At 34.9% G+C, this 19,595-nt stretch carries 17 protein-coding genes and 1 tRNA gene; 8 read left to right on the forward strand and 10 right to left on the reverse strand.

Annotation, left to right across the window (positions count from 1 at the left end):
• Window positions 1–79: 79 nt before the first annotated feature.
• Entirely contained in the window at window positions 80–2,386 is a 2,307-nt protein-coding gene (locus BM024_RS05320) for a tetratricopeptide repeat protein (protein WP_090678425.1), read from the reverse strand.
• Window positions 2,387–2,553: 167 nt separating this feature from the next.
• Entirely contained in the window at window positions 2,554–3,372 is an 819-nt protein-coding gene (locus BM024_RS05325; RefSeq protein WP_090678426.1) for an alpha/beta hydrolase, read from the reverse strand.
• A gap of 511 nt (window positions 3,373–3,883) precedes the next feature.
• Here BM024_RS05325 and rsgA point away from each other — a divergent pair.
• On the forward strand, window positions 3,884–4,942 hold the full coding sequence (rsgA, locus tag BM024_RS05330) for a ribosome small subunit-dependent GTPase A (protein ID WP_090678427.1): 1,059 nt from the start codon (window positions 3,884–3,886) through the stop codon (window positions 4,940–4,942).
• 66 nt (window positions 4,943–5,008) lie between these two features.
• Here the strand turns inward: rsgA and BM024_RS05335 are convergent, their stop codons facing one another.
• Both BM024_RS05335 and BM024_RS05340 read right to left on the reverse strand, forming a co-directional pair.
• A complete protein-coding gene (locus BM024_RS05335; RefSeq protein ID WP_090678428.1) occupies window positions 5,009–5,536 on the reverse strand; it encodes a GNAT family N-acetyltransferase in 528 nt (175 codons plus the stop codon).
• A gap of 1,078 nt (window positions 5,537–6,614) precedes the next feature.
• Window positions 6,615–6,689, reverse strand: a tRNA-Pro gene (locus BM024_RS05340).
• 164 nt (window positions 6,690–6,853) lie between these two features.
• On the opposite strand from BM024_RS05340, the gene trxB reads away from it, so the two are divergent.
• From trxB to BM024_RS05365, 5 genes are all read left to right on the forward strand, one after another.
• A complete protein-coding gene (gene trxB / locus BM024_RS05345) occupies window positions 6,854–7,795 on the forward strand; it encodes a thioredoxin-disulfide reductase (RefSeq protein WP_090678429.1) in 942 nt (313 codons plus the stop codon).
• 148 nt (window positions 7,796–7,943) lie between these two features.
• Entirely contained in the window at window positions 7,944–8,900 is a 957-nt protein-coding gene (locus BM024_RS05350; protein ID WP_090678430.1) for an ABC transporter ATP-binding protein, read from the forward strand.
• 497 nt (window positions 8,901–9,397) lie between these two features.
• Window positions 9,398–10,237, forward strand: a complete 840-nt coding sequence (locus BM024_RS05355) for an alpha/beta fold hydrolase (RefSeq protein WP_245753862.1) — start codon at window positions 9,398–9,400, stop codon at window positions 10,235–10,237.
• A complete protein-coding gene (locus BM024_RS05360) occupies window positions 10,238–10,708 on the forward strand; it encodes an RNA polymerase sigma factor (protein WP_090678432.1) in 471 nt (156 codons plus the stop codon). It begins immediately after the preceding gene.
• Window positions 10,698–11,300 (forward strand): hypothetical protein, encoded by a 603-nt coding sequence (locus BM024_RS05365; protein WP_090678433.1) that lies wholly within the window; start codon window positions 10,698–10,700, stop codon window positions 11,298–11,300. The genes BM024_RS05360 and BM024_RS05365 overlap by 11 nt, the downstream gene beginning before the upstream one ends.
• 100 nt (window positions 11,301–11,400) lie before the next feature.
• On the opposite strand, the gene BM024_RS05370 is transcribed toward BM024_RS05365, so the two are convergent.
• On the reverse strand, window positions 11,401–13,836 hold the full coding sequence (locus tag BM024_RS05370) for a S9 family peptidase (RefSeq protein ID WP_090678434.1): 2,436 nt from the start codon (window positions 13,834–13,836) through the stop codon (window positions 11,401–11,403).
• Window positions 13,837–13,976: 140 nt separating this feature from the next.
• On the opposite strand from BM024_RS05370, the gene BM024_RS05375 reads away from it, so the two are divergent.
• On the forward strand, window positions 13,977–14,984 hold the full coding sequence (locus tag BM024_RS05375) for a 3-oxoacyl-ACP synthase III family protein (RefSeq protein WP_090678435.1): 1,008 nt from the start codon (window positions 13,977–13,979) through the stop codon (window positions 14,982–14,984).
• 37 nt (window positions 14,985–15,021) lie between these two features.
• Window positions 15,022–15,699: a sterol desaturase family protein gene (locus BM024_RS05380; protein ID WP_090678436.1), complete on the forward strand. Its 678-nt coding sequence runs from the start codon at window positions 15,022–15,024 to the stop codon at window positions 15,697–15,699.
• Window positions 15,700–15,767: 68 nt separating this feature from the next.
• Here the strand turns inward: BM024_RS05380 and BM024_RS05385 are convergent, their stop codons facing one another.
• From BM024_RS05385 to BM024_RS05405, 5 genes are all read right to left on the reverse strand, one after another.
• A complete protein-coding gene (locus BM024_RS05385) occupies window positions 15,768–16,823 on the reverse strand; it encodes an endonuclease (protein ID WP_090678437.1) in 1,056 nt (351 codons plus the stop codon).
• A 6-nt stretch (window positions 16,824–16,829) separates the two neighbouring features.
• Window positions 16,830–18,044, reverse strand: coding sequence for an RsmB/NOP family class I SAM-dependent RNA methyltransferase (locus BM024_RS05390; RefSeq protein ID WP_090678438.1), 1,215 nt, complete (start codon window positions 18,042–18,044; stop codon window positions 16,830–16,832).
• A gap of 106 nt (window positions 18,045–18,150) precedes the next feature.
• Window positions 18,151–18,588 carry a hypothetical protein gene (locus BM024_RS05395; RefSeq protein ID WP_090678439.1) on the reverse strand — a complete coding sequence of 146 codons (438 nt, stop codon included), beginning with the start codon at window positions 18,586–18,588 and terminating at the stop codon, window positions 18,151–18,153.
• A gap of 2 nt (window positions 18,589–18,590) precedes the next feature.
• On the reverse strand, window positions 18,591–19,010 hold the full coding sequence (locus BM024_RS05400; RefSeq protein ID WP_090678440.1) for a hypothetical protein: 420 nt from the start codon (window positions 19,008–19,010) through the stop codon (window positions 18,591–18,593).
• 45 nt (window positions 19,011–19,055) lie between these two features.
• Window positions 19,056–19,595, reverse strand: coding sequence for an RNA polymerase sigma factor (locus BM024_RS05405; RefSeq protein WP_090678441.1), 540 nt, complete (start codon window positions 19,593–19,595; stop codon window positions 19,056–19,058).

Below are 19,595 nucleotides of genomic sequence, written 5' to 3' on the forward strand. Positions count from 1 at the left end.
TAGTTGTAGTTTGATTATTGCCTTAAGCATAGAGCATTGTGCTCTATGAAAAAGACAACGGGGTAATTAAGTGTTATTTTTAAAATCCTATTTTTGATAGAAAACTTGGTTTTTTCCATTTTTTCTTGAGAATATGTGCTTGTGGATCTGCGTCTGAATAAGCTAAAACTGCATCTAGAAGTTGGTGTGCTGTTTTGAGATCTCCTTGGTTGTAATAGGTTTCTGCGAGTGTTAGTGTTACGGTTTCTAAATCGTTGTCATAATCCCAATTCTCCTCGTTGTAGATGGTTTTTATTTGGTTTCCAATTTGGATTACATCATTATGTTGTTCTACTTTACTTTTAACTTTAATGGCTCTCAACAACCAAGTAATTAAATCACTTCCCGAGAGAACTTCTTGCATCATTTGGTTATAGTCATTAAACATGTTAGAAGCTTCTTCGTATTCTTCACACATTAAATGTGATTTCATAATCAAGTGTATTGACTTAGCTTGGTCGAAGTCGTTTAGTAGAAATTCGGGTTTGTTTTTGAGATATTGTTGCGCTGCTTTATTACAGGCTGCGTACATTTCTAAATCGTGATAGATTTGCATAAGCATGTATTGCGGATTCGATTCACTAGAATATTTTAGTGCTTTTTTTTCATAAATCTCTTTTTTGAATATGTCTGACTCTTGTTCAAGTATATTGTAAATCACAGTTTGTATAATTGATTTGGCTGCTTCTAAATCACGTAAATCATATTCTTCTAGTTCAGGATGTGCTTCAGCATAGTCATATATTTGTTCTAATTGTTTTTCTGCGCTATTATAGATGTCTTCATCTAAGTTTAGGTGATAATCTACTGTTATTCGATTTCCTTCGAAAATTAGGTGCTTTATGCAGGGAATGTCTTCTGTGTTATAGTATGAAAAATAGCGATTTAACGCATGTTTTGCTTCTTCAAAGTTTTCGTCTTTGATAAGGGCTTCAATTAGTGTTGAATGTATTTCCCAAAAGTTAGAATAGGTTAATCCTAATTCTGCTATTTTTGCAGCTCTAGTGAATGATGCTGTAGCTATATAAGCAATGGCTAGGTTGTTACAGTTCATAGCAAACTGATGAAGATCACAGTTGTAAAGACTAAAGTATTGGTCTTCATTAAAGTAAGCTTCAAAAGCCTCGTGTGCTTGTAGATAGAATTGTTCTCGTATTTTAATAAGTGCTGGATTAGATTCTGATTGTGCAATTTCTTGTATCAGGTCATCTATTTCGGTTCCTCTGCCGTATAATTCGAGTGGGTGACTGTTGAGTTTTGGTAATGATGTAGGTAGTTCATAGTTCAAATGCATAGCGCATTCCACATATCTCCTATAGGTAATTGCTATCGGATTTAGTTGTATTGCTTTCTCAAGGTATGGGTATGCTTTTGAATATTCTCCATTTTCAAATAGGTAGGTTCCTACAAAATGATGTGGAAAGTATTGCTCATGATCACTTTTTGTTAATTCTAATGCATGATGGTAATAAGTGTCTGCTGCTACTTCTAGTGTTTCATAGTAGTTGCGTTCAATCATAAGTAGGAAATATTGAGCATCTGCTGATTTATAACCTTGATTTAGAAGGTTGGTTAGGATTTTGTGCCATTTGCAAAATTCTTCTATTACATAGATTGAGTTGTGATTGGCGTCTAACAATTGTACTAGTGTTTTTACAGCTAGGTCTATAGCTCCTTGTTTATAGGCTATTTCTGCTAATTGTATGTATTGTGATTCGTGTTGACTTACGAATTTTGGTAGTTGTTTTTCAATTAATATGACTAAATCCTTCTTATCAAATCCTTTGTATTGCTCTAATAAGTCGATTTTCTTCATGAAGAATATGGAAGTGTTTTTATCTCTTGTTTCTCGCTCACTTGAGTTGTGGTCTTCATTGAAAATGATGGCTTTTTCGAGATTTAAGAGTTGGTGTTCAATGTCCTCTAGTCCTTCGTATATATTTATTATAAAGTTATAGCCATAAATTTCAAAGCCTTCTTGTTGTTTTAAACTCTCTGCATATCCTATGAATTCTTGCTTGTTTTCTTCTGTTATATGGAGCTTCGGTCGAGCAATGCTCCACAAATTGTGTTGATTGGTTAGTGGATAGGAGAGTATTTCATAAAGGGTTTTTTGATGGTTGGGTTCTATTTCAAGTATTCGGCGTAAATAGGGTATAGTGTATTGTTTAACTGAGTCATAGATGGCTTCATGACCGTCATAAAACACTTGGTCATGGTATGCCGTCGCCATTAGAAATAGTACTTCTGTATCTTCTGGGTTTTGTTTTAGATAGTTTTCTCCTTCAATAATTAATTGTTCGAGTTCTCCTTTATAAAAAAGTTGTTCTAATTCTATAAAATCCATAACAATGATTAGTTTGATGTAATTTTGTTTTCTTGTCTATTTTGGTTTCAAAATTACATTTTATTGCCAATGCTCTTATCCCTGAAAAAAGGGATATGATCTCATTAAGGGATTTTTATTAATTCATAGTGATTGTTGATATAACTGCTATGAGAATCGAAGTGTTTTTATTCAGTTTTGTTTAGTGTCCAAATAATGGCTTTTTCTTTTGTAGCTCTGAAAATTGTGGCGTGATTTTCATCAGGTTCGTCCGAATAGGTCCATGTTAAATTTGGTAGGTTTTGTGACTTGAAGATGTTTGCTAATTCTTTGGTATAAGTGGATATTTCAGTGGTATTTGAGCTTGTAAACCAAATTCGTTTTTCATCTGCTGATAGTTGTGTCAAATGTTCTCTTGCTGTTTTTACTAAATATTGATTGTTCCACCATAAAGAGGGGTCAAAGGCTATATAATTATCAAACATTTCAGGTGTTAGAAAAAATGTCTCCATAACAAAAAGACCCGATAATGATTCCCCAATAAGACTTTTTTCGTTTGTTGTTCTGTATCGTTTATTTATTTCAGAGAAAAGTTCTTCTTTTATGAAAGCTCTGAATTTTTCTGATTCACCTACTATAGGTGCTATTTCTTTGTCTTCTATTACGTCTGTAAATCCTGTTAAATCTTTTCTTCTTTGTGTGTTCTCAATTCCAACAAGAATGATCGGTTTGATTTTTTTTTCTTTAATGAGCTTGTCTAAAGTATTTGCAATATGAGGGAAATCTTCTTTTATTCCACCGTCTGCCATATATATAACTGGTAATAAATCAGAACTTTTTTTATAATTTGAAGGTGTCCATACATTAATGACTCTTTTTTCTCCTACTTGTTTAGATTGAATTGTAAAGGTTTCGTGTTCTGGAATTGAGTCAACGGGTTGTATAGTGTTTGAATAACCTGTAAGGAACATAATTCCAGTGAATAAAATGTAGTAGACTGATTTCATATGATTTTATTTGATGATAACTTGATTAAATAGTGTTCTAAATAATTGTATGAATATACAAAATGCTCGACTAATGTATCTTGATTGTTAATTTGCATTTTTGTTTTCTATGGGATTGCGTGTCTAGCCCGCAATGACTAGGGGAAGATTAGGAGTGTGTGGCAGGGTTGACCACCTGATGTCGGTCTTCTTTCTCTCGTCCTATCTATACGTTCATTTGCTTTAGTTTAGATTGTCGCAGTTCATTGGAACAAAAAAGCTGTATAAAGAAACAGTCAGTAGATAAAAAAAGTATTGAATTAGAATTTTTAATATCTTTATGCCTTATGCAGAAACAACTATTCACATATTATAGTTTGACGATTGAAATGATTGCCTAATTCCGGGTGTCTTGTTTCTAAAATCATCAGTTTGGTAGTACACGTATTACCAAAGGTGGTTGGTATGGAACAAACTATTCGGATGACAGAGAATTAAGTAATTTTATTTCATCATTTTAAATTATTAAGCAGTGAATAACTTATCATTATATGGTTGGAACGATACCTTGTTCCAACTCAAACAAGCTTCACAATACAAACATCTTTTTCATGGTCGTGTTGCCGCAGTAAACAAAACCAATTATGAGGTCATTGCCCAGAGTGGTCGGTTGTTGTGCGAACTGGCAGGGAATGTGCTTTATGGAAAGTCATCATTTGAACTTCCGTGTACAGGCGATTGGGTCATCTTTCAAACTTTTGACGACAACAAAGGGATAATCGTTGATATTTTACCGCGCAAGCATACATTATACCGAAGAAAGAGTGGTACACAATCTGACAGGCAGGCTATAGCATCTCATGTTGACAAGGCATTTATCGTACAAAGCCTTGATGCCAATTTCAGCGTCCGCCGAACGGAACGTTTTATGGTTCAGGCAGTAGAAGAAAATATTCAGCCGATATTGATCCTCAATAAATCTGATTTGGAGTTTAATCGCCACGAAGTAGAGGAATCGCTGAAACATATTGGACATCAAATGCCAATATTTTTCACAAGCACTCTCTCTCCTGAAACAATACTTCCTGTGCAAAAATTTATCAAGCAGGGAGAATCGATTGTATTTGTAGGATCATCTGGAGTCGGAAAAAGTTCTTTGATCAATGCACTGTGTAAACGGACAGTATTTTCCACATCTGAGATAAGTAAATCATCAGGTAAGGGACGACATACCTCGACTCGGAGAGAAATGGTGCTTATGGAGGGTAGTGGTGTTTTAATAGATACACCTGGTGTTAGAGAATTTGGTTTAGTATCAGACAATTCTGATACATTATCAAATATATTTGATGTTGCTGATTTTGCGGTATACTGTCGGTTTGAGAATTGTACGCATTTGGATGAACCTGATTGTGCTGTATTAGAAGCAATAGAGAACGGGGTATTAGATACTAAAGTTTACAAGAGCTATCTAAAACTTCAAAATGAAGCATCACACTTCACTATTTCAGAACATGAAAAAAGGAAGAAAGGTAAAAAAAATGCGAAAATATTGGAAGAAGTAAAAAAGCGCAAGTCAGATTTGCAATAGCACTATTTAAAACAGTGGAGGTATTAAAAACACCTCCATTGTACTATAAACCGTCTATTGCGGTAATTATCCATAAAACTCTTTTGGATATTCAACCATTCCATGTACATTTTCCAAAGCATTTTCAGTCAATTCAATCAACATACAGTTTTCATCAGGGACATCGAAAGGTAGTTTTATCCCGTAATTTTTGATCATTTTATAACCGAACTTGGGATAATATTTTTCATGTCCTAATAAGATTATAGATCCATAATTTAAGCTTTTGGCTACTTCATGTGCCTTCCTTATCAGATCAGATCCGATTCCCTTACCTTGAAAATTTTTCAATACAGCCACAGGAGCTAAAGCTAAGGAGGATGTTTCTTTTAAATTATTATCTATAATTTTAATTTTGGTCAGTAAAACATATCCAACGATCTGTTTGTCGACTTCAGCTACTAAAGATAACTCAGGTATGAATGATTCAGAATTTCTTAATCTTTCAACTAAAAACTGTTCTTGGTGATCAGTGAATTGTTCACCCATGAAAGCATTCTCAATTAGCTTGAATACTTCATTATAATCTTTACTCTCCTCTTTTCGAATGTTCATTCTCTATATTTATTATTTAGTTTATCTCGACCAATAAATTTATTTTTTCCATGTAGAAAACATATGGCTTTAGCGATATTTATCGTTCTGTTCTCTGGGGGCTTCAGTGAATTAATATATAGGACAACTTCTTTCCTTAAATATTAAGGGTGCAAAAATTTTATATGGTTTGTGTTTCATTTTAAATTATGATTTTAGTTTAGCTAAATTAGAACCATAATTATTTCAAGAATTGTAAAAAATCAGGAATTCTTTTCTTTTCATCAGGTCATCCTTCAATAGTCTACTCGTCTTCCTGAGTGGGGTGGTGAATACAAAAGTTTTATTGTGACTTCGAGTTTTTGTTTTCTATAAGATTGCGGATCAGGTCCTCAATGACTAGGGTTAGGTGGCAGGGTTGACCTCCTGATGTCGGTCTTCCTGAGTGGGAGGGATGAATACAAAAGCTTCATCGCCACTTCGTGTCTATGTTTTTTTTTGTTTTTTAAACTTTCACACAAGCAAGCTTGGTTCAGTTATAAACACAAAAAAAGCCCTAACTTTCGTTAGAGCTTTTGTGTCGGGGTGGCAGGGTTGACCTCCTGATGTCGGTCTTCCTGAGTGGGGGAGTGAATACAAAAGCATCATCGCCACTTCGTGTCTATGTTTTTTATACTCTTTACACTCGCTCAAGTGAACTTGACTCGTTATAGTGCATAAAAAAAGCCCTAACTTTCGTTAGAGCTTTTGTGTCGGGGTGGCAGGGTTGACCTCCTGATGTCGGTCTTCCTGAGTGGGGAGGTGACTACAAAAGCTTCATCGCCACTTCGTGTCTATGTTTTTTTATACTCTTTACACTCGCTCAAGTGAACTTGACTCGTTATAGTGCATAAAAAAAGCCCTAACTTTCGTTAGAGCTTTTGTGTCGGGGTGGCAGGATTGACCTCCTGATGTCGGTCTTCCTGAGTGGGGGGGATGAATACAAAAGCTTCATCGCCACTTCGTGCCTATGTTTTTTTGTTTTTTAAACTTTCACACAAGCAAGCTTGGTTCAGTTATAAACACAAAAAAAGCCCTAACTTTCGTTAGAGCTTTTGTGTCGGGGTGGCAGGATTCGAACCTGCGACCTCCTGGTCCCAAACCAGGCGCGATGACCGGGCTACGCTACACCCCGTTTGATTCCCGATTGCGAGTGCAAATATAGAAAAGCTTTTTGTAATACCAAACTTTAGGTGTGATAAATATTAATTATTTTGGTATTTCTATTTTTGATGTTACTTTTGGACCTACCACAAATAAAAACGGTATTTTTGTGCCAATAAAAAAAGAATTTTAATTATGTCAACTATAGAAAGAACTAAATGCTTGATTATCGGATCAGGTCCTGCTGGGTATACAGCTGCTATTTATGCTGCAAGAGCTAATATGAGTCCCATTTTATACCAAGGTATGCAACCTGGTGGTCAGTTAACTACTACTAATGATGTAGAGAACTTTCCTGGTTATCCTGAGGGTATTACTGGACCGGAAATGATGATGCAACTTCAAGCTCAGGCTCAACGTTTTGGTACTGATGTACGTGATGGTTGGGTTACTAAAGTGGATTTGTCTGGTGATGTAAAGAAGGTTTGGGTTAATGAGACTACTGAAATTCATGCTGATACTGTTATTATTAGTACTGGTGCTACGGCTAGATATTTAGGTTTACCGTCTGAACAACATTATCTACAACAAGGTGGTGGGGTTTCTGCTTGTGCGGTTTGTGATGGTTTTTTCTATAAGAAACAAGAGGTTGTTATCGTAGGTGCTGGTGACAGTGCTTGTGAGGAAGCTCATTATTTATCTCAATTGTGTTCTAAGGTTACTATGTTAGTGCGTAGTGAAACTTTCAGAGCTTCAAGAATTATGGAAGAGCGCGTTCGCAATACTCCAAATATTGAAATTCTATTGAACACGGAAACGGAAGAGGTTCTAGGAGATGGTCAGTTGGTTACTGGTGTTCGTGTTAAAAACAAAACTACTGGTGAAGTGAGCGATATTCCTGCCACTGGATTTTTTGTTGCTATTGGTCATGATCCTAATACTGCTATTTTCAAAGGTCAATTGGAAATGGATGATACAGGATATTTGATTACTGAAGGAAAAACTACTAAAACTAATGTTCCTGGAGTGTTTGCTTGCGGGGATGTTCAAGATAAAGATTATCGTCAAGCTATTACTGCTGCTGGAACAGGGTGTATTGCTGCTTTAGATGCAGAGCGTTATTTAGCTTCGAAATAATAATACTATTTAAAAGGAAATTCACTTTGTTATTAGGTGGATTATTAGTTCTAAAAGACCTATTTTGCTGTAAAGTGAAATAGGTTTTTGGTTTATAGGGGGTTTTTGGTTTTATAGATTTATATTTGTGATTCGAACTTATAGGATTATGCTCAAGATAGAAAATGCCATTTTTGGCTATACGGATTCATCCGTTTTAAAAGGAATTAACCTAGAATTTGAACGTGGTAAACATCTGGCTTTACTTGGAGAAAGTGGTTGTGGGAAAAGCACGCTTTTGAAGGTTATTTACGGCTTGTATGATTTAAAGGAGGGTGAGATTAGTTGGAATGGTAAGCGAGTTTTAGGACCTGCTTATAATTTGGTTCCGGGTGTTGATGAGATGAAATACTTGGCTCAAGATTTTGATTTAGAGCCTAATACTACGGTCGCTGAAAATGTAGGAAAGTTTTTGTCGAATTCTAATTTGGCTAAAAAACAAGCTCGTGTTGAGGAGTTGATGGATTTGGTTGAGATGGGGGCTTTTGCGTCTGTTAAAACGAAGTTCTTGAGCGGAGGTCAGCAACAGCGTGTGGCTTTGGCTAGGGTATTGGCTGCTGAGCCTGAATTGTTGTTGTTGGATGAACCTTTTAGTCATATTGACAATTTTAGACGTAGTGCGTTGAGACGTAATTTATTTGCTTACTTAAAAGCGAAGGGGATTAGTTGTATTGTTGCTACGCACGATTGTGTGGATGCTCTTGGTTTTGCTGATGAAACTGTTGTGATGCAAGAGGGGCGTATTATCGCAGCTGGTAATTCTAAGGAATTGTATGAGAATCCTGAGAGTAAGTATATTGCTTCTTTATTTGGAGAGGTAAATCAATTATGGGTTTCCGATTTTATGGAGAATGTTGAGGAGGATGAGATATTGTTGATGTATCCTCATCAATTAATGGTTTCTGCAACTAAAGGTGTTTTGGAGGTTGAGGTTAAGGATTCTTATTTTAAGGGAGATGGTTATATGATTAAGGCTGCTTTCAGGAAGAGAGCGTTGTTTTTTGATCATCCTTTTGATATTGAGGCAGGGACTATTGTGCATTTAGCATTGAAGAAATTCGCTTAGTTGCAGAATAGGGATTTAGAAATCACAAACTAATAGATACTAAAAAGCCAAGCACTAGGCTTGGCTTTACTAAAATATTAAACATTTATTTGAATACCTTACACCACTAAAGTATAAAATAAAATGATTGCTAAATGTTAAATGATAAACTTTAACATTTTGGTCTTCCTGAGTAGCATTACAAAAGTTTTCTTGTCGTTTTGCATTTTTGCATTTTACTAAGGCGCCTGCTGGACCATTCGTTAAAACAATCCACTAGACTGTTTATTGACGTTCTGCTGTATTTTCGCATTTTGATTATGGGTAACTAGAATTATGGGTCTAACCTGCAATGAACTAAAATTGTGGGGTAGCAGGGAATACAAGATCTTCATCGTCGTTACTTCTTGTCTGTTTTTTTTACTCTTTGTGTATTAGAGTGTCACTTCAAATATTCTTGAGATTTATTGTAACATTTTGAATCTTCATGTATCTAAAGACTAAACTTTAAATTTTAGATGATGAGAAATGTCCTTTTTATTTTTACACTGGTATTATTCTCTTTCAGTGCGTTTTCACAAGAATATTCATTTTCAATTGAGAAGCATGGTGAGGGAAAACAAATTCTTATTTTTATACCTGGGTTTGCTAGTTCGGGAAAGGTATGGGATGAAACAGTTCAAGTGTTAAAAGAAGATTATACTTGCTTAATTTTAACTATGCCTGGTTTTGCAGGTGTTAAACCTGAAGAAAATCCTAGTTTTGAAAAATGGAAATCAGAGATAGAAAGGTTTATTAGAGAGAAAAACCTTATGAAACCAATTGTGATTGGGCATAGTATGGGTGGCGTATTAGCGATGGCTATCGCTTCGGATTATCCTGATTTATTGAGTAAGATTGTCGTTGTAGATGCTTTACCTTGTTTAGCAGCTTTGAGTGATCCGAGTTTTGTTTCTAAAGAGAATAAGGATTGTTCATCCATGGTGTCACAAATTGAAGCCATGAAGGATGAAGAATTTTTTCAAATGCAGCAGGTTAGTGTTGCAAGTATGACAACAAGGAAGGATAAGATTGATGAGATTGTAGATTGGGGGATGAATTCAGACCGAAAGACTTTTGCTAAGGTATTTTGCGATTTTATTAATATTGATTTGAGAGATCGGATTAATTCGATTACTATACCTACGCTCGTATTACTAGAGCCTCTTTTTAAAAATATTCAAGATTCTATCGTTAGTCAATATAAGGGACTTCCACATGTTGAATTAATGTATGCAGATAAAGGGTTACATTTTTTAATGTATGATGATTCAGATTGGTACTTAGAAAATTTGAATGAATTTATTATATTAGAATAGATGGATTTCGAAACTATATATAAGACTTTTTGGGAGAAAGTATTTAGACTGTGTCTGGGCTATGTGAATGATTATGGTATGGCTCAAGATATGGCTCAAGAGACGTTCATTTCTGTATGGAAACAACTTCCAAATTTTAGGAATGAAGCTTCTGTTGGCACTTGGGTTTATAGAATTGCAACGAATACTTGTCTTCGTCAGATAGAGAAAAATAAAAGAATAAAAATAGTTGAGCTCCCCGTTCAATTTAAAGAGGAACTGCTTGTATCTATCGAACCTCAAATTCAATTACTATATAGGTTTATTTCGGAATTACCAGAATTGGATAGAATAATTATCTCTTTGGAGCTGGAAGATATTAAACAGTCAGAAATTGCTCAAATTGTCGGATTGTCGGAGAGTAATGTTCGAGTTCGAATTCATAGGATTAAGGAGCGTTTAACCAAAAAATTCAAAGAAAATGAAAACTGATCTAGATTTAAAAGAGTTGTGGAATAAACAGGATGTTCCAATGGCTGATGTAACTGTTATTTTGGGCTTGATTAAAAAATATAAAAGAACGGGATTTAGGAAGATGGTGTTTTTAAATAGTGTTTTAATGATTACTATCTTGGTTTTATTGTTGATTTGGATCAGCTATAATCCTCAATTGATCATTACAAAAATCGGAATTGTATTAGGTATTTGCTCTATTTTTTTTGTTGTTATTTCTACGAGCAAATTGATTCCCTTGTATAAGAAGTCAGATACGATGCTTTCAAATAGTGATTATTTAACGAATTTGATTGAGATTAAATCGATTGAGAATCACATACAAACAAAGGTAATGAATGTCTATTTTATTCTTTTAACTGTTGGAACTAGCTTATATATGTATGAATATACTATGTCTTTATCTTGGTATTTTGTGTGTATGATTTATGGGGTGTTTTTTATTTGGATAGGGTTTAATTGGTTCGTTTTACGACCTAGGATTGTAGAAAAAAGTAGAAAAAAGATTGATGATTTTATTTATCAGATTAAGACGCTGGAGAAACAGTGGGGTAGTTCTGATATTTATTGAGATTGGAAAATGATTTCATGGGATGTGTAGTTATATTAAATAACAAGGGACTTAAATCTGAATGATTAAGTCCCTTGTTGTTATTTGTGATTCTGCGGGTTTATTCTTTGGTATCTGTAGTTTGTTTTAGATATTTTTCCAAGAATTGGTCTTGTTCCCATAGTAGGTGTAGTATGTTTTCTTTTGCTACATAACTATGGCTTTCTTTTGGTAGTATTACCATTCTAACTGGCGCTCCTAATCCTTTTAAGGCTTGGAAATAGCGTTCTGTTTGCAGTGTAAATGTTCCTGGGTTGTTGTCTGCTTCTCCGTGTACTAAAAGCATTGGAGTTTTCATTTTATCTGCATTCATGAATGGTGACATGGTATTGTAAACTTCTGGAACTTCCCAATAGTTACGTTGTTCGTATTGGAATCCAAAAGGGGTTAGTGTTCGGTTATATGCTCCACTACGTGCGATTCCCACTGCAAATAGGTCTGAATGGGTTAATAGGTTAGCGGTCATAAATGCTCCGTATGAATGTCCTCCAACTCCAACTCGTTTGCGGTCGATATAACCTAGTGCATCTACTGCATCAATAGCTGCTTTTCCGTTTGCTACTAATTGACTTACATAGGTGTCATTTGGCTCTTCTGTTCCTTCTCCTACGATTGGGAATGCTGCATCATCTAAAACTGCGTATCCTTTTGTTACCCAATATACAAACGACCCATAATACGGAAAAGTGAATTCGTTTTGGTTTGTGGTTACTTGTCCCGCACTGTTTTTGTCTTTATATTCTGTTGGATATGCCCAAATTAATAGTGGGAGTTTCTCCTTTTTTGATTTTCTATCGTAGTTAGCTGGTAGGTATAGTGTTCCTGATAGTTCTAATCCGTCTTCTCTTTTGTATTGGATTACTTCTTTATATACATCTTTTATACTTTCAAATGGGTTTTTGAAATCGGTGATGGCTTTTAGGTCATTCTTTTTCTTGATGTTTCTAAAGTAGTAGTTTGGATACTCCGTACTTGATTGAATTGAAACGAGCACTGTTCCTTTTTTTGCGTCTAAGATCGATATGATTGATTCAACTTTATCGGTGTATTGTGATTGATAGAGTCTTTTTGTTTTTAGGGTAGTTCGGTCGAACTCATCTATAAAAGGGAATTGTCCTTCTGGTGTAAATCCTTTTCCTAATAGGTATAGTTTGTTGTTTTCTATAGACAATACGTAACGTCCAAAACTATTTTTTGTAGTTTCAAAATCTCCTGGATCTGAGTATGTGTCTTGATAGTTTCTGTCTTCTATTACATTTAGTTTCGGGTTGTTTTCCGAAGGATTTAATAGGTATGCTTTGATGTTTCTAGTGTCAAACCATTGGTCGTGAAGGATTGCTGTATTGGCATCTCCCCAAGAGATTCCCGCATATCGTTGCGGTATTTTTACTAGTGAAACTGCGTCATTTGTAAATGGGGCTTTCCATACAAAAAGTTCGTCTCTAAATGGTACTTCATTTGCTGGATCTCCTTGGTCTAAAGCTTCTACATAAAACACGGTTGCTGCTTCATCTGCTCTCCAGTTCATACTTCTTTTTCCTTCACGTACTGCCATAAATCCTTTAGGCATTATTTCGTTTAGGGGTACTTCATTTACTGTTTTGATAAATGTTCCTTTTGAGTCATAGATTGATGTTGACATTGGGAATCTTGACAAAGGAACTATGTATGAAAATGGTTTTTCTAGCGTGGTTAACATTAGGTAATTACCATCAGGAGAGAAAGATTCTCCTGCATACATTGCTGCTTCTTTGAATAGTTTTTTAGTACCATCAAGGTTTATTTGATATAATTCCGCGGTGGTAAGGTTTTCAAAGTTGTCTTCGTCTGCTTTGTTTTTTAATAGGTCTTGGTAGGTTCTGTTTTGTGAGACTGTTCCTTCCATTGCTGTAGAAACGGTTGGTCCTTTTGGCAAATCATTTTTTGGGTCAATTAAGGCAGGTCGGTTTGGTACCATTGTTTTTACCAATATGCTTGTGCCGTCTTTGAACCAGGTCATTGGGTTGCCTAAATTGGCATTTAGGTTTGCTTCTGACAGTTTGGTAGCTGTTGCCGTTTTTATATCTACTACCCATAGTTCAACTCCTTTTGGGGCTGTGTGTGTGAATGCGATTTTACTTTCGTCTGGTGACCAAGATATATTTGCAATTCTAGGGTTGCTAGGTAGATTTTTTACTTGAATTTCTTGTGGGTTTTTTCCTATTCTTACTTTTAGGTTGTTTATATAGGTAAGTGTGCTTGATATATTTACAGTAGGGTCAATACGCAAACCTCCCAACTTCATTTCGGTTAGGTTTAAGTCTTCCAGAGTTTTGTATGTGTTTCTGTAACTCAAGAGCATATTCTCTTTTTTTGTATCCATCTGAATGGTAGGGGCTCTATCGAATTCAGCGAGTTCTAGAATTTCTTTGGAAGGCTTTTGATACGTAACATTTTCTTGTGCAAACATAGATGTTGTTAGGAATAAAGCTAATAATGATGTTTTAACTATCTTCATTAGAATATTAAATATTGATTATCTAGCTAAAGTAATTGAAATATAGCTTTATATCAAGGAGAAGTATTGATTTCACGCATAGTGCTATCTTAGTGTTTTGAAAATGAGTATTTTTGTTATAGTTAATAAATGAAAAAAGTATGTTTCAATCGAAAATAACAGGGTTAGGATATTACGTGCCGGAGAATGTGGTGACGAATGAGGATTTGGCAAAACTAATGGATACGAATGATGAATGGATTGTTGAGCGCACGGGTATTCATGAAAGGAGACACAAGAAGTTAGAGGAGGATACCACAACGGGTATGGGGGTAAAAGCGGCTCGAATGGCAATGGAAAGGGCTTCTTTAAAAGCTGAGGATATTGATTTTGTCGTTTTTGCAACTTTGAGTCCTGATTATTATTTTCCTGGTCCAGGAGTATTGTTGCAAAGGGACTTAGGTTTAAAGACGGTTGGTGCTTTAGATATTCGAAATCAGTGTTCTGGTTTTGTTTATGCTTTATCAGTTGCTGATCAGTTTGTAAAAACGGGTATGTATAAGAATATATTAGTAGTTGGTTCTGAGGTACATTCTACTGGTTTGGATATGACGACTAGAGGTAGAGGTGTTTCTGTTATTTTTGGTGATGGGGCAGGAGCAGCTATTGTTTCTAGGTCTGATGTGGAAGGAGAAGGGATTTTATCAACTCATTTACACTCAGAGGGTGAACATGCAGAAGAGTTAGCATTGATTGCTCCTGGTATGGGGAAAAGATGGATTACTGATGTTATTAGGGATAATGACCCTGAGGATACGAGTTATTACCCACATATGAATGGACAGTTTGTGTTTAAGAATGCTGTTGTTCGTTTTAGCGAAGTTATTATGGAAGGTCTTGAAGCGAATCAATTGAATGTTTCGGATATTGATATGTTGATTCCGCATCAAGCTAATTTGAGAATTTCTCAGTTCATTCAGTCTAAGTTTAAGTTGACGGATGATCAGGTTTTTAATAATATTCAGAAATACGGGAATACTACAGCAGCTTCTATTCCGATTGCTTTAACAGAAGCTTGGGAGCAAGGAAAGATTAAAAAGGGTGATTTAGTGGTTTTAGCTGCTTTTGGTAGTGGTTTTACTTGGGGAAGTGTTGTAATTCGTTGGTAAATTATCATTATATTCGTAATATAAAATTGTTTATGTTATGAAATTTGATAAAATTAATAACAAAGGCCAAGCTCGGATTTTTGAAAATCCTTTCTTAGAAAGTTTGACCAAAGGTCACCCAGCAGTTATATGGGGAATGTACATACCGATTTTATCTTTCATATTGTATTGGGGTTATAATCGGTATGGACTTTCAATAAGTCAGCTATTAGGATTGTTTTTTGCAGGAATTCTTTTTTGGACTTTTTTTGAGTACATAGCTCATAGATTTCTTTTTCACCTTATAAGCGATAATCCTAATCTTCAAAGGGTTGCTTATATTTTTCATGGTAATCACCATCATTATCCTAGAGATAGGCAGCGATTGTTTATGCCTCCTATTCCTAGTATTTTTATGGCTGGATTGATGCTTGGTGTTCAATATTTATTTTTGAGACACTATGTTTTTGGTTTCTTTCCGGGGTTTATGATTGGGTATTTATTGTATGCTTCTATGCATTATGCTATTCATGCTTTTGCGCCTCCTTTTAAGTTTTTAAAACCTCTTTGGAGCAATCATCACTTACATCATTATAGAAATGATAATTTAGGGTTTGGCGTTAGTAATCTTGTGTGGGATAGAGTTTTTAATACTCGATTCGACTTGAATAAAGAAAAGGAAGACAAGGAAAAGGTTAAAGAGTTGATGTTTGAAAAGAAAGAAAGGGAGCTGTAGCATTCTTATAAAAAAAAAGGCTGTTTTCAAACATTTGAAAACAGCCTTTTTTTTTATAAGAGTAGTAGTTATAATACGATAATTTTTTGAGTTCCGGATTTATCTTCTGCTTTTATTTGCAGTTGATATACTCCTTGTGGCAAATAGTTTATGTTATAACCGTTATTTGTCTTCTCTGGTTTTGAAACTTTTTTTACTTGTTTACCGTTCATAGAATATATAATCACTTGATCTAGTCTACTTGTTGTTTGAATGTAGATTTTTTGATTATATGTTGGGTTTGGATACACAGAAAATTCTATTTGATTCTTCTTGTTAACTGATAAATTGTTCCATCGGTCTTGTGCTTCGGGTCCTCCCCATATCGTTGTTGCTAAACGCGGATTATCTATAAAAGGATTTCTGTTTCCTTGTGCATACGTATTACTTGTATTTCCGTGGTACTGGTTTCGATTTATTTCAATTTCTGAAACTGGGTCGTCTGCATTCCATTTGAGAAAGAGGTCTATCATTCCATCTGGAGTTTGTTCTGTACTTCCTATACCTACTTTACTTGGTAGGCATTGGGTTCCGTATCTCAGATACATATACATCATCATTCTCGCGACGTCTCCTTTCCATTCATCTCCTGGATACCAACCGTCTGTAACATTTCCAGAGTTACCGTTTCCAGATGCAAATTTTTGATTGCCTCTAGCTGCATTCCATTGAACGTCTGAGGATCTTAAATGGTGTGCATCAGATCCAGGTCCTGTTTCTCCTAAATTAGGAGATCCTAACGACTTTGCATAGACGTGTTCTCTGTTCCATTGACCATTGTTTCCTCCATTGTTATTAACGGATCTACTGTATGCGTGTTGCCCACTTCCGTTTTTCCAGCCGTAGATTAATACTACCTCGTTTGAATTTGAGGGTAGTAAATCTGTTGTTTTTGTAGCGTCCCAAATTTGTTTGTAACTCAGTTTTTTAGTGTGAGTACTCGTAACTCTATTTGCTAGCTCGGCTTTTAAAGCGGTACCGGTTAAAGTGAAATCAATTCCCTTATAATATTCTACTTGATCGGCTGGTTGAGCGAAAAGGCTTGCGACAGATAATAGGAAGAGTATAAAAGGAAATCGTTTCATAGTGTTTTACTTTTTACGTTGTAATAAAGCCATATAAAATCCGTCGAATCCTGATTCTGAAGAAAGGATTTTACGGTCTTCTATTAGAGTAAAGTTAGCACCAAATTCTGAATTTAAAAACTTTTCAATTTGTTTTTCGTTTTCAGAAGGTAATATTGAGCAAGTTGCATAAACCATCTTACCTCCTGGTTTCAGGATTTTAGAGTAGTCTTGTAGTACTTGTTCTTGTACTTTTTTGATGTCTTCAATAAATTGCGGTTGTAATTTCCATTTACTGTCTGGGTTTCTTTTTAAAACTCCTAAACCACTACAAGGTGCGTCAATCAAAACGCGGTCTGCTTTTTCGTGTAGTTTTTTAATGGATTTTGTTCCTTCAATAATGCGATATTCGATATTGAAAGCTCCGTTTCTCTTAGCTCTAATTTTTAATTGCTTTTGTTTACTTTCATAAATATCCATAGCAATTATTTGGCCTTTGTTCTCCATTAGAGAGGCTAAGTGTAATGTTTTTCCACCTGCTCCTGCACATGTGTCAACAACGCGCATTCCTGGTTCCACATCTAAGAATCTTGCAACTAATTGTGAAGATGCGTCTTGTACTTCAAATAGCCCTTCTTTAAAAGCGTCTGTTAAAAATACGTTCGCTCTTTCTTTTAGTATTAAAGCATCTGGATATTCTTCTGGAAGGATGGTTTCAATTTCTAAATCCATCAGTATAGCGTAAAGCTTTTGGCGTGTTGTTTTTAGTGTGTTTACACGTAAAATTACACTAGCTTGTTGGTTTTGGGCTGCAATTTCTTGAGACCATTTTTCTTCGCCTAATTCTTTTACACCTAGTTCATCCATCCAATCTGGAATAGACTCTTTGAATTTTCTGATTTTAATCAATTCATCAAAGCGACCTTTGATTCTTCTAAGTGGTGTCTCTTCAAAATATTTCCAATCGGGTAATTTGTATCCTCTTAATACTGCCCAAACGGCAAATATTCTCCAAACATCATCTCGTGTATATGGTTCTTTTACTTCTGCAATTTCTGCATAAAGTCTTTTCCAACGAACCATTTCGTAAATGGTTTCAGCAACGAATTTTCTGTCTGTGCTTCCCCAGCGTTTATCTTTTTTTAAGGCTCTTGCAACTACCTTGTCTGCATATTCTCCTTCGTTATAAATAGATAAGATAGAGTCGATTACGGTAAATACTAAATTTCTGTGTAGTCTCATTGTATATATAAAAATAGCCCGTAAAGATACAACTATTACGGGCTTTATGGTTTATTTATGTTGTTTTTTAAAATACTGAATATTAGTTAGATACTAAAATATTGTTTTATTTTTTCTTCTTGTACTGCTTTAGTAGTTTTCTATTGAAATCATCTTCTGCTTTTTTTAGAAGTATTATTTTCTTGTTTGATAATATTTTTTGGGCATCTTCATTGAATTTTTTGCGTATTGAAAAATATTCTTCTTCGTATTTTTTTATGTTGGCTAGTGCTTTTTTTGCGTCTTCTTCAGACATTTTTTTTATGTCTTCTATGTCCGTTTTATGGATGAATCTTGCTTCATCATTATGTCTTAAATCGTACATTTTATTGTCGTAAGTGGTATAGACTGGCCAAAATTTATCTGCTTCCTGTGTTGTTAAATCTAGCTCTGAAGCTAGGTGCGCAATTTTTAGCGATTTAATTTGTTCATGTGATTTATGGTCTTGAGCCAATGCAAAACTTGAAATTAATATGCTGCAAAGCAAGTAAGCTATCTTTTTCATGATTATTCAGTTATGTAATATTCTATATCAGTGCTGGTAAGTAAGTATTCTCCTATTTCAGCATTGTTTAATGAATTGTTTTGTTCTATTTCAGTTAAGTCTTGTTCTTCTAGGTATGATTCCATACTGGTTGAGATAAATACGTTTTGAGATTGTAAATAGCTTTCTATTGTTTCTGTATTTAAATTTGAGTATTGGTCTTTGGTGGTATAGAATATTGTGATCCCAAGTAGAATTGTTACACTAGCAGCGATTGAAATCCAGCGGGTATATGCAATTTTTCTAAGTTTTGGTTGTATGTTTTTATTGGGTTTGTTTTCCAATTTGCTAAACAAGCGATCGTTGAAGTCTTCAAAGTATCCATCTGGAATTTTAAAAACCTCTTTTTTAGAATGTTGGGATATGTTGGATTCTTTTCTCATAATTCAATCGCATTATTAGGTTAGACTCTTTTATTGCTAAAAGGTTTAATTTGATTTTATATAAAGTTCTATTTTTTTTACTGCGTGATGGTAAGAGGCTTTTAATCCACCTACTGAGGTATCTAGTATTTCGGATATACTTTGATAGTCTAACTCTTCAAAGTATCTCATTTTGAATACGAGTTGTTGCTTTTCTGGGAGTTGAGTTACTGCTTTTTGTAACTTTAAGTAGGCTTCGTCTCCATCAAAGAGCGGGTCAGCTCTAAGGTTTTCTATTTGCGTTTGATTGTATTCGGTTGTACTTAATTGGTTTGATTTAGCTTGTTTTTTAAGGTGTGTTAGGGCTTCATTAGTTGCAATTCTATATATCCATGAAAAGAGTTGACTTTCACCTTTGAAGTTATGGATGTTTTGATAGACCTTAATGAATGTGTTTTGTAATACATCGTCTGTGTCTTCATGATTTAAGAGCATCGAACGTATGTGTATATACAGTCGTTTCTGATAAGTAGTTACCAAAAAACGAAATGCACTTTCTCGGGTGTCATTATTCTGAAGTTGTTGTATTAGTTGTTGTTCTTCCAA

This window comes from Myroides guanonis, assembly GCF_900114085.1.
In the GTDB taxonomy this organism is placed as follows: domain Bacteria; phylum Bacteroidota; class Bacteroidia; order Flavobacteriales; family Flavobacteriaceae; genus Flavobacterium; species Flavobacterium guanonis.